The 13,240-nt window shown below is 72.1% G+C and carries 12 protein-coding genes; 4 read left to right on the forward strand and 8 right to left on the reverse strand.

The annotated features are described in order from the left end of the window. The first annotated feature begins 48 nt into the window (after positions 1–48). Entirely contained in the window at positions 49–1,053 is a 1,005-nt protein-coding gene (locus AC0VYM_RS15135) for an alpha/beta hydrolase (protein ID WP_475452553.1), read from the forward strand. A 24-nt stretch (positions 1,054–1,077) separates the two neighbouring features. On the opposite strand, the gene AC0VYM_RS15140 is transcribed toward AC0VYM_RS15135, so the two are convergent. Next, complete coding sequence (locus AC0VYM_RS15140) at positions 1,078–1,728, reverse strand: maleylpyruvate isomerase family mycothiol-dependent enzyme (RefSeq protein WP_475452555.1); 651 nt, start codon at positions 1,726–1,728, stop codon at positions 1,078–1,080. Between the two features lie 192 nt (positions 1,729–1,920). Here AC0VYM_RS15140 and AC0VYM_RS15145 point away from each other — a divergent pair, with 192 nt between their 5' ends. Next, positions 1,921–3,351 carry a gamma-aminobutyraldehyde dehydrogenase gene (locus tag AC0VYM_RS15145; protein WP_475452557.1) on the forward strand — a complete coding sequence of 477 codons (1,431 nt, stop codon included), beginning with the start codon at positions 1,921–1,923 and terminating at the stop codon, positions 3,349–3,351. Positions 3,352–3,364: 13 nt separating this feature from the next. Here AC0VYM_RS15145 and AC0VYM_RS15150 read toward each other — a convergent pair whose 3' ends face one another. Further along, positions 3,365–4,021 carry a TetR/AcrR family transcriptional regulator gene (locus AC0VYM_RS15150; protein WP_475452559.1) on the reverse strand — a complete coding sequence of 219 codons (657 nt, stop codon included), beginning with the start codon at positions 4,019–4,021 and terminating at the stop codon, positions 3,365–3,367. A gap of 164 nt (positions 4,022–4,185) precedes the next feature. On the opposite strand from AC0VYM_RS15150, the gene AC0VYM_RS15155 reads away from it, so the two are divergent. Next, positions 4,186–5,571: a flavin monoamine oxidase family protein gene (locus AC0VYM_RS15155; RefSeq protein ID WP_475452561.1), complete on the forward strand. Its 1,386-nt coding sequence runs from the start codon at positions 4,186–4,188 to the stop codon at positions 5,569–5,571. A 79-nt stretch (positions 5,572–5,650) separates the two neighbouring features. Here AC0VYM_RS15155 and AC0VYM_RS15160 read toward each other — a convergent pair whose 3' ends face one another. From AC0VYM_RS15160 to AC0VYM_RS15185, 6 genes are read right to left on the reverse strand one after another with little or no spacing between them, the layout of a single operon-like run. Beyond that, on the reverse strand, positions 5,651–6,493 hold the full coding sequence (locus AC0VYM_RS15160) for an ABC transporter ATP-binding protein (protein ID WP_475452563.1): 843 nt from the start codon (positions 6,491–6,493) through the stop codon (positions 5,651–5,653). Further along, complete coding sequence (locus AC0VYM_RS15165) at positions 6,490–7,485, reverse strand: ABC transporter ATP-binding protein (RefSeq protein ID WP_475452565.1); 996 nt, start codon at positions 7,483–7,485, stop codon at positions 6,490–6,492. Before AC0VYM_RS15165 ends, AC0VYM_RS15160 begins: the two co-directional genes overlap by 4 nt. Before the next feature lie 4 nt (positions 7,486–7,489). Next, positions 7,490–8,356 carry an ABC transporter permease gene (locus AC0VYM_RS15170; RefSeq protein WP_475452567.1) on the reverse strand — a complete coding sequence of 289 codons (867 nt, stop codon included), beginning with the start codon at positions 8,354–8,356 and terminating at the stop codon, positions 7,490–7,492. Beyond that, complete coding sequence (locus AC0VYM_RS15175; RefSeq protein WP_475452569.1) at positions 8,353–9,306, reverse strand: ABC transporter permease; 954 nt, start codon at positions 9,304–9,306, stop codon at positions 8,353–8,355. Before AC0VYM_RS15175 ends, AC0VYM_RS15170 begins: the two co-directional genes overlap by 4 nt. Beyond that, positions 9,303–10,937 carry an ABC transporter substrate-binding protein gene (locus AC0VYM_RS15180; protein WP_475452571.1) on the reverse strand — a complete coding sequence of 545 codons (1,635 nt, stop codon included), beginning with the start codon at positions 10,935–10,937 and terminating at the stop codon, positions 9,303–9,305. Before AC0VYM_RS15180 ends, AC0VYM_RS15175 begins: the two co-directional genes overlap by 4 nt. 39 nt (positions 10,938–10,976) lie before the next feature. Next, positions 10,977–12,155: a C45 family autoproteolytic acyltransferase/hydolase gene (locus tag AC0VYM_RS15185; RefSeq protein ID WP_475452573.1), complete on the reverse strand. Its 1,179-nt coding sequence runs from the start codon at positions 12,153–12,155 to the stop codon at positions 10,977–10,979. A gap of 111 nt (positions 12,156–12,266) precedes the next feature. Between AC0VYM_RS15185 and AC0VYM_RS15190 the strand changes: the two genes are divergently transcribed. Continuing rightward, the gene (locus AC0VYM_RS15190) at positions 12,267–13,139 is read left to right on the forward strand and encodes a MurR/RpiR family transcriptional regulator (protein WP_475452575.1); all 873 of its coding nucleotides are present in this window, start codon (positions 12,267–12,269) and stop codon (positions 13,137–13,139) included. Positions 13,140–13,240: the final 101 nt, after the last annotated feature.

Consider the following 13,240-nt stretch of genomic DNA (forward strand, 5'->3'; position numbering starts at 1 on the left):
GTACACTCGGAGAACGGTCAATACGATCGTATTTTCCCGGGAGGGGTCATGTCCGACCAGAAGAAACACCGTCCCCGAACGCGCCGAGCGCTCCAGGTCCTGGCCGTGCTGGCGGTGGCCTGGCTGGTCATCGACAAGGCGGCCGCGATCGTCGCGCCCGAACCCACCGTGGGGCACTGGCGCGGCGCGGAGGGGTACGCCTCCTACCGCCAGGCCTACGAGGACGTGATGGCGACCCTGCCCGAGCCGACCCGCACCCACGACGTCCCTACCGAGTACGGGTCCGTGCGCGTGTACGAGTGGGCCGCCGCCGAGGAGGCGGAGGACGCTCCGCCGGTGGTGCTGTTGCCCGGTATCCGCTCCGGCGCGCCGATGTGGGGTGACAACATCACCCACTGGGTCGGCCAGCGCACCCTCTACGCGATGGACGCGATCGGTGACGCCGGGATGTCCACGCAGTCGACGCCCTTCTCCTCCTTCGACGACCAGGCCGCCTGGGTGGAGCAGGTGCTCACCGGGCTGGATCTGGAGCGCGTCCACATGGTGGGGCACTCCTTCGGGGGTGCCATCGCCGCCGTCCACGCGCTCGAACACCCGGGCCGGGTGGCCTCCCTGACCCTGCTCGAACCGGTGATGGTCCTACGCGGGCTGCCCGCCTCCACCTACCTGTGGTCCTCGCTGCTGCTGCTTCCGGTACCGCAGTCGTGGAAGGACCGGGGCATGGCGGAGATCGGCGGTGTCACCGTCGAGGAGGTGCGCGAGCGCACCCCGATGTCGGTGATGGTCGACGAGGGGTCGCGGCACTACGACTCGGTCACCCTCGTGCCGCGCACCCTCTCCGACGAGGAGTGGCGGTCCATGACGATGCCGATCCGGATCGACCTGGCCAGCGACGGCTCCCTGGCCGGTGGCGGAGAGGCCGGGGACCGGGCCCGGGAGCTGGGCAAGGGGCCGGTCACCGTCTGGCCGCGCACCACCCACTCGCTGCCCATGCAGGCCGCCGGGGAACTGGGCTCGGAGCTGCCCGCCTACTGGGCCGAGCACGACGGCTGAACACGACCGAAGAGCACCCTGCGGTCAGCCCTCCAGTCTGCGGCGCAGTTCCGGCAGGCCGGATCCGCTCACCCGGTCCAGGTAGGCGGGGCGGCCGGCCATGAGCATGACCAGCGCGAGCAGGGGTCCCTCCACGGTGGGGAGGCCGGGGTCGTTCGTGGTGAAGTCCGCGTCGGTGGCCCGCAGGTGCAGCCCCTTGACCTGGGACCTGCTGTTGACCGCGAAGTCGCGGGAGGCGAGGAACCGGGCGACCTCGGCCACCGCCTCGGGTGCCGGTTCCCGTTCGACGCCGAGCGGGCGGCGCACGTCCTGGCCGTGCACGACCAGTTCACCCAGCCAGGGGGAGGGGTCGCCGGTGGGCAGTCGCACGGGTTCGCCGTCCTCGGTTCCCAGAGCGGCGAACCTGGCCAGTGTCGCGGTCGGTTCGGGCCGTGCGAAACGGGCGATCTGCCGCTGGTTGTGGACCGCGGGGCGCAGGCCCGAGCGCAGGATGGAGACGATCCAGCCGAACCGGCCGATGGTCATGCCCGCGCCCAGGTGCGCGACCACGTCGTGCACGTTCCACTCGGAGCTCAGTGAGGCCCGGTCCCACTGTTCGGGGGTGAGTTCCCGCAGGTCGGCCACGAGGGCGGCGTGTTCGGCGGCGAACAGCCCCCTGATGTCGGAGGTCTCCATACGCGCACTCTACGGACCGGTTCCGACGTTTTCCGGAAGGGCGGCCTCCGACACCCGCCCTCGCCCGCTGTGAATCTACGTCGTACAGGCGCCGGTCGTCTTCACTTCGAGAATCCGAGGTTTGTGTTGCCGCTCACTCTCCGCACCTCTAAAATGAACGATGATCATTAACTCGGCGCCCCAGGAGACCCCATGAGCAGTGCCCTCCGGAACTTCGTCAACGGAGCCTTCGTCGACGCCCACGGCCAGGGCCGGATCGACGTCGTCAACCCCACCGACGCGACCACCGTCGCGGTCTCGCCCGTCTCCGACCAGGTCGACGTCGACGCCGCCTTCGACGCCGCGCGGGCCGCCTTCGCCTCCTGGAGGCGCGTCACCCCCGGGGAGCGGCAGCGGCTGCTGCTCAGGATCGCGGACGCGGTGGAGGCCAACGCGGACGAGATCGTGGAGGCCCAGCACCGCAACACCGGCCAGCCCCGGTGGATGATCTCCCAGGAGGAGATCGCCATGGGCGTGGACCACCTGCGCTTCTTCGCCGGTGCCGCCCGCACCCTGGAGGGCCGCGCCGCGGCCGAGTACATGGAGGGCCACACCTCCTACGTCCGCCGCGAGCCGATCGGGGTCGTCGCCCAGGTCACCCCGTGGAACTACCCGCTGCTCATGGCGGTGTGGAAGATCGGCCCCGCCCTGGCGGCGGGCAACTGCGTCGTGCTCAAGCCCTCGGACACCACCCCCGAGTCCACCCTGGTCCTGGCCCGGCTGATGGGGGAGATCCTCCCGGAGGGCGTGTTCAACGTGGTCCTGGGCGACGCGGGGACCGGCCAGCTCCTGGTGGAGCACCCCGAACCCGCCATGGTCTCCATCACCGGTTCGGTCCGTGCGGGCCGACAGGTCGCGGCCTCGGCCGCCAAGGGGCTCAAGCGCGGCCACCTGGAGCTGGGCGGCAAGGCCCCGGCGGTGGTCTTCGCCGACGCCGACCTGCCCGCGACCGCCAGGGCCCTGGTCGAGTTCGGCACGTTCAACGCCGGCCAGGACTGCACCGCCGTCACCCGGGTCCTGGTCGAGGAGAGCGCCCACGACCGCTTCGTGGAGCTGTTGGCCGAGGCGGCGCGCGGCACCCGCACCGGGAACGCCGACGAGTCCCAGAACGACTACGGGCCGCTCAACAACGCCCGGCACTTCGCGTCGGTCACCGACAAGCTCGGGCGCCTGCCCGCACACGCCACGGTGGTCACCGGCGGTCGGGCGGTCGAGGGCGACGGCTACTTCGTGGAGCCGACCGTGGTCACCGGCGTCCGTCAGGACGACGAACTGGTCCAGGAGGAGACCTTCGGCCCGATCCTCACCGTCCAGACCTTCGCCTCGGAGGCGGAGGCGGTGGAACTCGCCAACGACGTCGACTACGCCCTGGCCTCCAGCGTCTGGACCTCGGACCACGGCGCCGCGATGCGTCTCACCCGGGACCTGGACTTCGGCTGCGTCTGGGTGAACACCCACGTGCTGCTCACGGCGGAGATGCCGCACGGCGGCTTCAAGTCCTCGGGCTACGGCAAGGACCTGTCCCTGTACTCGGTCGAGGAGTACACCCGCGTCAAGCACGTGATGCACGCACTGGAGGGCTGACCGGAACCGGGTCTCAGTCCGTGTACCTCTGGCGCAGGCCGCTGACCAGGGCGTCGAGTGCGAGCTCGAAGGCCCGGTCGGCGGCCTCGCGGGGGTCCGCCGACCTCTGGGCCGCGAACCGGGTGAAGGTGGGGGCCAGGTCCTCCAGGCCGCCCGGGTCGAAGATCCCCTCGGGGGCGGAGGCGTCGTAGGCGGCGCCGAAGACCAGCGCCTCGACGCCCACGATGATGTCCACCGCGTCCGCGCCGACGATCCCGGCCTCCTCCAGGGCACGGGTGACGCGCTCGTACATGCGCAGCGTCCTGGGGGAGTCGGCGACGGGCAGCACCGCCATGACCGGGATGAGCGCCGTGTGCTCCATGAAGCACCGCCGGTAGGAGTGCGCCCATCGCCGCAGAGCCCGGTCCCACGGCTCGGTGCCGAACCCGGAGTCGTCGATCCGCTCGTTCACGCGCTCCTGCAACAGGATCAGCACGTCGCGCTTGGAGGCGACGTGGTTGTACAGCGCGGAGGCCGCCACCCCGAGCTCCCGGGCCAGGGCGGCCATGGTGAGGTGCCGGTAGCCCTGTTCGGTGACGATCCGGATCGCGGCCAGGGTGACGCGTTCACGTGAGAGCACCGGCGAGGAGGGTCTGCCCCGGCCCCGCCCACTGCGCGTTCCCTGGCTCACTGGCGCCTGCTTCCTGATCGAGGCGTGGTCGCGGTCACCACCAGTCTAGGAGCGGCGCGCCCGCGTCCGTATCGGCGCTGCTCGTGAGAGTGTCCCGCTTGACACCGGGGGATCCGTGCCCGTTAATGAATGGTATTCATTTAATGGTTCGAAGGAGCGCACCCATGCGAGGCACACACGTCATCGGCAGCGACGAGGTCCTCTATCGCGACGTCGTCGTGGTGGGCGCCGGCCCGGCCGGGCTGATGGCCGCACGCACCCTCCAGGCCGCCGGGCGCACCGTCGCCGTCCTGGAGGCGCGCGACCGCGTCGGCGGCCGCACCTGGTCCCGGGTGGTCGACGGGGCCTTCCTGGAGGTCGGGGGCCAGTGGGTCTCGCCCGACCAGACCGAGCTGCTCGGCCTGCTGGACGAGCTCGGGATGAGCACCTACCCGCGCCACCGTGAGGGCGCCAACGTCTACCTCGCGCCCGACGGCACCCGGCACGAGTACACCGGCGACATGTTCCCGGCGGGGGAGCGGACCGAGGCGGAGATGGCACGGGTCATCGCGACCCTGGACGGCCTGGTCGAGGAGATCGGCGTCGAACGCCCCTGGGACCACCCGCTCGCCCGCGAACTGGACACCGTCACGTTCACCGAGTGGCTGCGGCGGCAGACCGACGACGAGGCCGCCCGCGAGAACATCGGCATCTTCATGGCCGGAGGCATGCTCACCAAGCCCGCCCACGCCTTCTCCGCGCTCCAGGCCGTCCTCATGGCGGCCTCCGCCGGGTCCTTCTCCCACCTCGTGGACGAGGACTTCATCCTGGACCGCCGGGTGGTCGGGGGCATGCAGTCGGTCTCGCAGACCATGGCCGCCGCCCTGGAGGAGGGCACCGTCCACCTGGAGAGCCCGGTACGGACCGTCCGCTGGAGTGAAGAGGGGGCCACGGTCGTCTCCGAACGCGTGACCGTGCGCGCCCGCCGTGTGGTCGTGGCCGTGCCGCCCACCCTCTACTCGCGGATCTCCTTCGAGCCCGCCCTGCCCTGGCTCCAGCAGCAGATGCACCAGCACACGTCGATGGGCCTGGTCATCAAGGTCCACGCGGTCTACGAGCGCCCCTTCTGGCGGGGCCGGGGACTCTCCGGCACCGGCTTCGGGGCCAAGGAGCTCTGCCAGGAGGTCTACGACAACACCAACCACGGGGACGAGCGCGGCACCCTGGTCGCCTTCGTCTCCGACGAGCTCGCGGACGACCTCCTGCGCCGCCCCGCCGAGGAGCGCCGGGACGCGATCCTGCGCTCCCTCTCCCACTACCTGGGGGACGAGGCGCTGGAGCCGCTGGTCTACTTCGAGTCGGACTTCGCCTCCGAGGAGTGGACCCGGGGCGCCTACGCGGCCAGCTACGACCTCGGCGGACTGCACCGCTACGGGGCCGACCAGCGCGACCCGGTGGGGCCCGTCGGCTGGGCCTGCTCGGACCTGGCGGCCGAGGGCTACCAGCACGTGGACGGGGCGCTGCGCCAGGGCCGCCGCGCCGCCGAGGAGGCCCTGGCGGACATCGGCTGAACCGGCGCCCACGACGAGGGGGAGCCCGGACCCGCTCGTGTGCGCGGTCCGGGCTCCCCCTCGTCTCAGGGACGGCCGGTCACGATCCCGACGCGGCAGCGAACTCCGCGCGCAGCCGGACCACCTCGGCCGGGTCCCAGCCCGGCCCCGGCACGCTGGAGGCCAGCATGCGCGTGTAGGGGTGCTCGGGCTCACGCAGCACGCGCCGGGTGGGGCCGTGCTCGACGGCCCGGCCCCGGTACATGACCAGGACCTCGTCGGTGACCTGCCCGACCACGGCCAGGTCGTGCGAGACGAACACCAGGGACACCCCCGACTCCTCGCGGATACGGGAGAGCAACCGCAGGATCTGGGCCTGCACCGACACGTCCAGCGCGGAGACCGCCTCGTCGAGCACGAGCACGGACGGATCCGCCGCCAGCGCGCGGGCGATGGCCAGGCGCTGCCGCTGTCCCCCGCTGAGCCGGTGCGGCCTCGCCTCCGCCTCCCTCGCGCCGAGCCCCACCTGTTCGAGGAGTTCCAGGGCGCGCCGGTCCGCCGTGGCCCGGTCGGCGCCGTGCAGGCGCAGGACGTGGCACAGGCACTGGGCGGCGGTGAGGCGGCGGTCGAGGGACTCCAGCGGGTTCTGGAAGACCAGCTGCACCTCGCGCGCCCGGCGCAGGCGCGCGGCGCGCCCGCGCTCACGCACGCCCCGGGCCCGGCCCGCCACCCGGATCTCCCCGGCGTCGGCCCGCTCCAGACCCACCAGCATCCGGGCCACGGTGCTCTTGCCGGACCCGGACTCACCGACCACGCCCAGGGAACCGCCGGGCGCGAGCTCGAAGGAGACGTCGTCCACGGCCACCAGCTCCGGCACGCCCCGGCCCATGGAGAAGGCCCTGCGCAGTCCGCTCACGGACAGCGCCGGTTCGTTCGGGGTCATCGGTTCTCCTCCTCTGGACGGGACGCGCCCGCTCCGTGGTCCGCCGTCTCCGCCCGTACACAGGCGACCCCGCCGTCGTCGAGCGGGAACGTCTCCGGACGCCAGGTCGTACACGCCTCCGTCGCGTCGGCGCACCGGGGCGCGAAGGGGCAGCCGGTGAAGGCGGTGGACAGCGAGGGCGGGGCTCCGGGGATGGGCTCGGGGGCCAGGTCGGAGTCCAGCCCCGGGTTGCACGCGATCAGGCCGCGCGTGTAGGGGTGGCGCGGGTCCGCGAAGAGCGCCGACGCCTCGCGCGACTCGACCACGCGGCCCGCGTACATGACGTGGACCCGGTGGCAGTAGGCGGCGGCCAGGTGCAGGTCGTGCGTGATGAACAGGACGCCCATGCCCCGGCGTTCGCGCAGGTCGCGCAGGACCGACAGCACCTCCGCCTGCGTGGTGGCGTCCAGGGCGGAGGTCGCCTCGTCCGCGAGCAGGAGCTCGGGCTCGGTGGCCAGCGCCGCGGCGAGCACGACCCGTTGCAGCATGCCCCCGGACATCTCGTGCGGGAACTGGTGGAAGCGCTCCTCGGGCCGGTTCAGGCCCACCTCCGCCATGAGGTCCAGGGCCCTGGTGCGGGCCTCGGCCCTGGGCGTGCCCAGGGCCAGGACCAGGCGTTCGGTGAGGAAGTCGCCCACGCGCCGGACCGGGTTGAGCACCGAGCGCGGGTCCTGGAAGACCATGGACACCCGGCGGGAGCGGAGTTCGGTGAGCTCCGCCGGAGCGGCGCTGAGCACGTCGGTCCCGCCGACGCTGGCCCGGCCGCTGACGGCGGAGCCCTCGGGGAGGAGCCGCAGGACCGCGCGGGCCGTGGTGGACTTCCCCGAACCGGACTCACCGACCAGGCCGACGACCTCGCCGGGTTTCACGGTGAGACTGACCTCGTCCAGGACGGGGCGGCGCGTCTCGGCGCCCGGCAGGGTGACGGTGAGGTTGTCGATGTCGAGCAGCATGGGCCTACCTCCGTGAGTTCAGCCGGTCGGCGACGCGCACCCCGACGATGTTGAACGCGACCACGACCAGGGCGATGGCCGCACCGGGGACCAGCGCGGGCCACAGCACGCCCTGGATCAGCGCGGACTGCCCCTCCTGGACCATCAGGCCCCACTCGGAGCTGGGCGGCTGCGCGCCGAACCCGAGGAAGCTGAGCGTGGCCAGGCTCATCAGGCCCTCCCCGAAGAGCACCACCAGGTACCCGAGCAGGGCGGGCGCCATGTTGGGGACGAGGTAGCGCAGGCAGATGACCAGGCCGCTCACCCCCTGCACCCGGTAGGCGTCGATGTAGGGCTTGGCACACTCCGCCAGCGCGACGCTGCGGGTGAACTTGGCGATGATCGGTGTGAACGCCAGCCCCAGGGCCACGACGGCCGTGGTCATGCCGCTGCCGAACACCGCGATGACGAGGACCACGAACAGCAGCCCGGGGAAGGCGTACATGACGTCGGTGACGCGGGCCAGGAGGACGTCCACCCAGCCGCGTCGCCAGGCGGCCAGGGTTCCCATCGCCACGCCCAGCACGGAGGCGAGCAGGAGCAGGGCCAGCGGGCCCAGCAGGCTCTCGCGCGCGCCGTGGACGACCCGGGACAGCAGGTCGCGTCCCATCTGGTCGGTGCCCAGCCAGTGGTCGGCGCCGGGCGGAGCCCAGATGTTGCCGAAGTCGATGGCGTTCGGGTCGGCGGGGGCGACCAGTGGAGCGAACAGGGCGGCCAGGACCACCGTGACGAGGAACCCCGCGCTGACCCAGAGGACCACTCCTCCGGACCCCCGCGCGCCCGCGCGCGAGGTGCTCACGGTGACGGCCGTGGTGGGCGTCTGGGCGGTCATACCCTGTTCCTTTCGATACGGACCCGCGGGTCCAGGAGCGGGTGGACGAGGTCGATCAGGGTCGTGACCCCCATGTAGGCGACCACCATGCACAGCAGGACGGCCTGTACGACCGGGAAGTCGAGGTTGTTGATCGCGTCCACCAGCAGCGCGCCGATCCCGCTGAGGCCGAACGCCGACTCGATCACCACGGTCCCGCTGAGCATGCTGGCGGTGACGAGGCCGCACATCGTCACGACGGGGCCCAGGGAGTTGCGCAGCACGTGGCGGCGGACCACGTGCCGTTCCGCGATCCCCGACGCCCGCGACGCCGCGACGTGCTCCAGGTCGAACTGCTCCACCATCGTCTGCCGGGTGACCCGGGAGATGATGGCCAGGGCTCCGGTGGCCAGGGCGATCGCGGGCAGTGTGAGGTGGTGGACCCGGCTGAGGAAGCCCTCGCCCAGGCCGGTCACCGGGAACCAGCCCAGCCGGACCCCGAACAGGGAGATCAGCGCGATGGCCAGGACGAACGACGGCACCGAGGCGGCCAGCGTGGTGCCCGCCGTGACGGCGGCGTCGGTCCGGCGTCCGCGACGCACGGCGGACAGGGCGCCCAGGGCGATGCCCAGGACGGTGAAGAGCACCGCCGCGTAGGCCACCAGGGACACGGTGGTGGGCAGGCGGGTGAGGATGAGGTCGCTCACCGCCGCGTTGTACTGGAACGACGTCCCGAGGTCGCCGGTGACGGCACCACCGAGCCACAGCCAGTACTGCACCAGCAGCGGCTGGTCCAGGTGGTACTCGGCGCGGACCGCGGCGATGCGCTCGGGGGTGACGTTCTCGGGGTCGCCCACCAGGAACGACACCGGGTCACCCGGTGCGGCGTACATGGCCCCGAAGATCAGCGCCGAGCTGACGGCCAGGGTGAGCAGCATGCCGCCGAGGCGGCGCAGCACGTGCGTGGTCATCGTCCTTCGTCCTCTCGGGCGCCGAGGTCGGCGGCCCACGGGTAGAAGAGGAACGCGGAGGAGGCGGGCGCCCCCGTGACTCCGGGTCCCATGGCGAGGGTCGTGGGGACCTGGACGACGGGGATCCACGGCATGGCCTCGGTCCAGCGGTCCTGGAGCTCCACGGCGAGCTCGGCCCGTTCGGCGTCGTCGGTCGCGGCCTGGGCCTCCCTGACGAGGTCGTCGTACTCCTCGTCGGCGAAGCCGGAGTAGTTCACCCCGGCGTCGGAGGCGCCGTTCTTGTAGAAGCCCACGGGGTCGTTCTTCGAGATCCAGTACTCGTCGGAGAAGAGGTCGACCTGGGAACGCAGTTCGGGGTCCACGTAGTAGCTGCCGAACTGCTGCCGGGGCACGGTGGCGATCCGCGCCTCCAGCCCGATCTTCGCGGCCGCGTCCACGACGGCGTTGGCGATGATGGTGCGGGCGGGTTCCCCGTCGTTGGCGATGACGAGCGGTTCCTCGGGGGCTCCGGCCTCCTCGACCAGGGCGCGAGCCAGCTCCAGCTCCGGTTCGCCGGGGTCGGCGGGGGCGGCGTCGAGCGCCGCGTACGCCTCCTCGAAGCGTTCGCGTTCGTATCCCCAGCCGCCCGGGCCCAGGGGAGCGGACCACGGTTCGGCCAGTCCACCGAAGGCCGACCGGGAGATGCCGTCCCGCTCCAGCGCCAGGGACAGGGCCCGCCGCAGCCGGGGGTCGGACAGCCCGCCGCGTTCGGTGGTGATGAGGGACCACACGTTGGTGGAGGGCCCCTGGTACACCTGCACGGTCTCGTCGCGCAGCAGCGGGACGGCGGCCGACGCGGTGTCGAGGTAGGCGCCGTCGGACTCACCGGTGTTCAGGGTGTTGACCACGGCGTTCTCGACGGCCCAGCGGAACTCGACCCGGCGCACGTGCGCGGCGCGGTCGGTGTTCCAGTAAGCGTCGTCGCGCTCCAGCACGACCCGGCTGCCGGAGCTCCACTCGGTCAGCCGGTAGGGGCCCGTGCAGGCGTCCGAGCCCTGAGGGGTCCCGTAGGCGTCGCCGTCGGCCTCCAGGACGCGGCGGTCGTAGACGATGCCGCCGTTCCCGGCCATGGCGGGTACGAACACGGCGTCGCGCTGCTCCATGTGGACGGTGACCTCGCGGTCTCCGGTGGCCTCGATCCGCTCCACGTTCGCGTACTCGTCGGACTCCTCGGCGCCCTCGGCCGCGTGCCGTTCCATACTCCACACGACGTCGTCGGCGGTGATCGGGGCGCCGTCGCGGAAGGCGGCCCCCGGGGCGAGGCGGAAGACGACGGTGGAGTCGTCCTCCCACTCGGCGTACTCGGCCAGTCCGGGCCCGATGCCGAGGTCGGGAGCGACCCGCATGAGCCGCTCGCAGACGTTGGCGAGGACGGTGTTCTGCGCGGTGCCGCCGTTGGCGTCCAGGTCGAGTGAGGTGGGCTCGGACGGCAGCATCCAGGTCACCGAGTCCAGCTCACCCGAGGCCGGGGCGGTGGTGGCGGTCAGTTCGAGCTCCGGTCCCGCGGGCGGGGCCGTGCACGCGGTCACGGCGAGGGCCAGGACGGCGGCGGGGATCACCGCTGCGGCGCGGCGTGGTGGTCTGTCCTTCACAACGGTCTACTCCAGGGAAAGGGGGACGCGGACGGTGGGTCAGCTCTGGGCGCCCGGGCCGTCGTAGAGGTTCCAGGGCATGAGCTCGTAGTCGTGCTCGCAGGGGTTTCCGGCGGCGACGCGGTACTCGCCGCTGGTGAGGTCGACGAGGCTGGAGAGCAGCGTGGACCAGCGGCGCACCTCGGGCGCGGCGGGGTCGGGGTGCGTGCACAGGGACTCGGGGTGGCCGAGGTGGTCGGACATGGCCTCGTGGACGGCGGCACGGACCTTCTCGGGGGTGTCGCTGGTGCGGACGGCGGCGAGTCCGCGCCGGGCACGGGGAACACGGATGAGCGAGTCGGTGGCGAGCGGGCGGTAGGACTCGGCCAGCTGGGGCGGGATCCCGGCCTGGTAGTGGTTGCCGTGGACGAGCAGGCCCTCGTCGTCGGGGTACATCCACTGGCACGGTCCCGGGGTGGTCTCGACGTCGATCGCGAAACCGGAGCGGTGGGTCAGCAGCGCGTTGCTGGCGATGTGCGCCCGCGTCTTGACCAGCGCGTTCAGGGCGTCGGTGAGCCTGGAGGAGTCCAGGACCCGGCGGCGGACGAGGGTCTGCGGGACGCCGACGGCGGATCCGAAGCGCCCGCCGAGGCCGTTGGCGTTGAGCGCGACACCGGCGGAGTTGGCGCCGTGCCGCCCGATCTGGCCCGCCTCGACCTGCATGATGAGCGTGGGGCGGGGCGGCTGGACCACGCGGAGCATGAGGACGGTGCCGGCGGTGCCGTGCCGCCAGTCCCAGTTCTGTCCGGCGTAGACGCGGCCGTCGCCGGTCGCGCCCTCGGCGAGGGCGAACGAGGTGCAGCCGTCCGAGGCGTCGCGGTCGTCGGACTCGGTGGCGGCGGGCATGGAGCGGAAGGAGGAGTCGTAGATGATCTCCCCGCGCACGTTGAGGGCGAGGACGTCGAGCAGGTCGACCCCCGCGCCCTCGGCGATGCCCTCCATCTCGGTCACCATGTCGGCGTCGAAGGCGCGGCAGGTGTCGAGCCAGCCTCGGGCGCGGTCGAGGACGCCGCCCCAGCTCAGACCGGTCTGCTGGGTGAAGGCGCGTTCGTAGAAGCCCATGGCCGCGGCGATCTGGTCCCGGGCGGCCTCTCCGTAGGCGACACCGCGTTCACGCGGACCGCCGCTGATCTCGATGAGCGGCAGGCCCGAGGGCGTTCGCGGTGCGTTGGTGGTCATGATGGTGGTCCCCCGAACACGTCATGTAACATCCATTACGAAGACGCGCATAGTTGAAACGACTGTTTCCTCAGGAGTGTAATGAGTGCTACGCCACAGTCAAGAGCTGTAATGAATAGTTCTTCGAATCCGGGACTGGAACGCCTCCACACCCTGGTGCGCACTCACTGGGAAAGCCTCTCCCCGGCGGAACGATCGGTGTGCCGCCTGCTCACGGCCTCGCCGGTGGAACAGATCCTCTACTCCAACGCCCAGGAGCTCGGTACCGCCAGCGGCACCAGCAACGCCAGCGTCATCCGCACCCTGCGCCGCCTCGGCTACTCCGGGCTCCCCGCCCTCAAACAGGAGATCGCCGCGCCCTTCACCTCCGAGGTCGCGCCGGACGTCCGTCTGCGCGAGCGCATCGACCGCATGGGACGCGACTTCACCTCGCTCTGGGGCCGGGTCGTGGACGAGGCGCGCGACCGCGTCGAACACGTCCGCACGGCCACCTCGCCGGACGAGCTCACCCGCGCCGTGGAGGTCCTGGCCGAGGCGGGGCGGACCGTCACCTACGGCGTCGGCTCCTCCAACATCGCCGCCGAACACCTGGCCCTCAAACTCAACCGCATCGGCGCCCGCGCGCGCACCGTCGACACCGACGGCTTCCGGCTGGCCGACGACCTCCTCGGCATCGACCGAGGGGACGCCGTCGTGGTCTTCGCCCCCGGGCGCGTCCTGCCCGAGGTGGAGGTGCTGCTCGAACGCGCCCGCGCGGTGGGCGCCCACTCCGTCCTGGTGACCGACGAACTCAGCGAGGAACTGCGTGACAGCGTCGACATCGTCCTGTCCGCCCCCCACACCCCCACGGGCATGACCGCGGAGGCCCTGACCGGGATCATCGTCTCCGACGCCCTCGTGCAGGCCGTGGCCACCGTCCACCCGGATCGCGCCGTGCGCACCTCCCACGAACTCACCGCCTGGCGCGGACGCCTGGGCCACTGACCGCCGGGGCCGTCCCCGCCCCCGGCGGCCCCCCTCACCCCTCCCGGGGCCCGGCGCGCCCGGAGGCCGAGGGGGAGCCGCGATCCGTCCTCACGGCAGGG

The sequence above is a fragment of the Nocardiopsis sp. iso_237 genome (assembly GCF_056173345.1).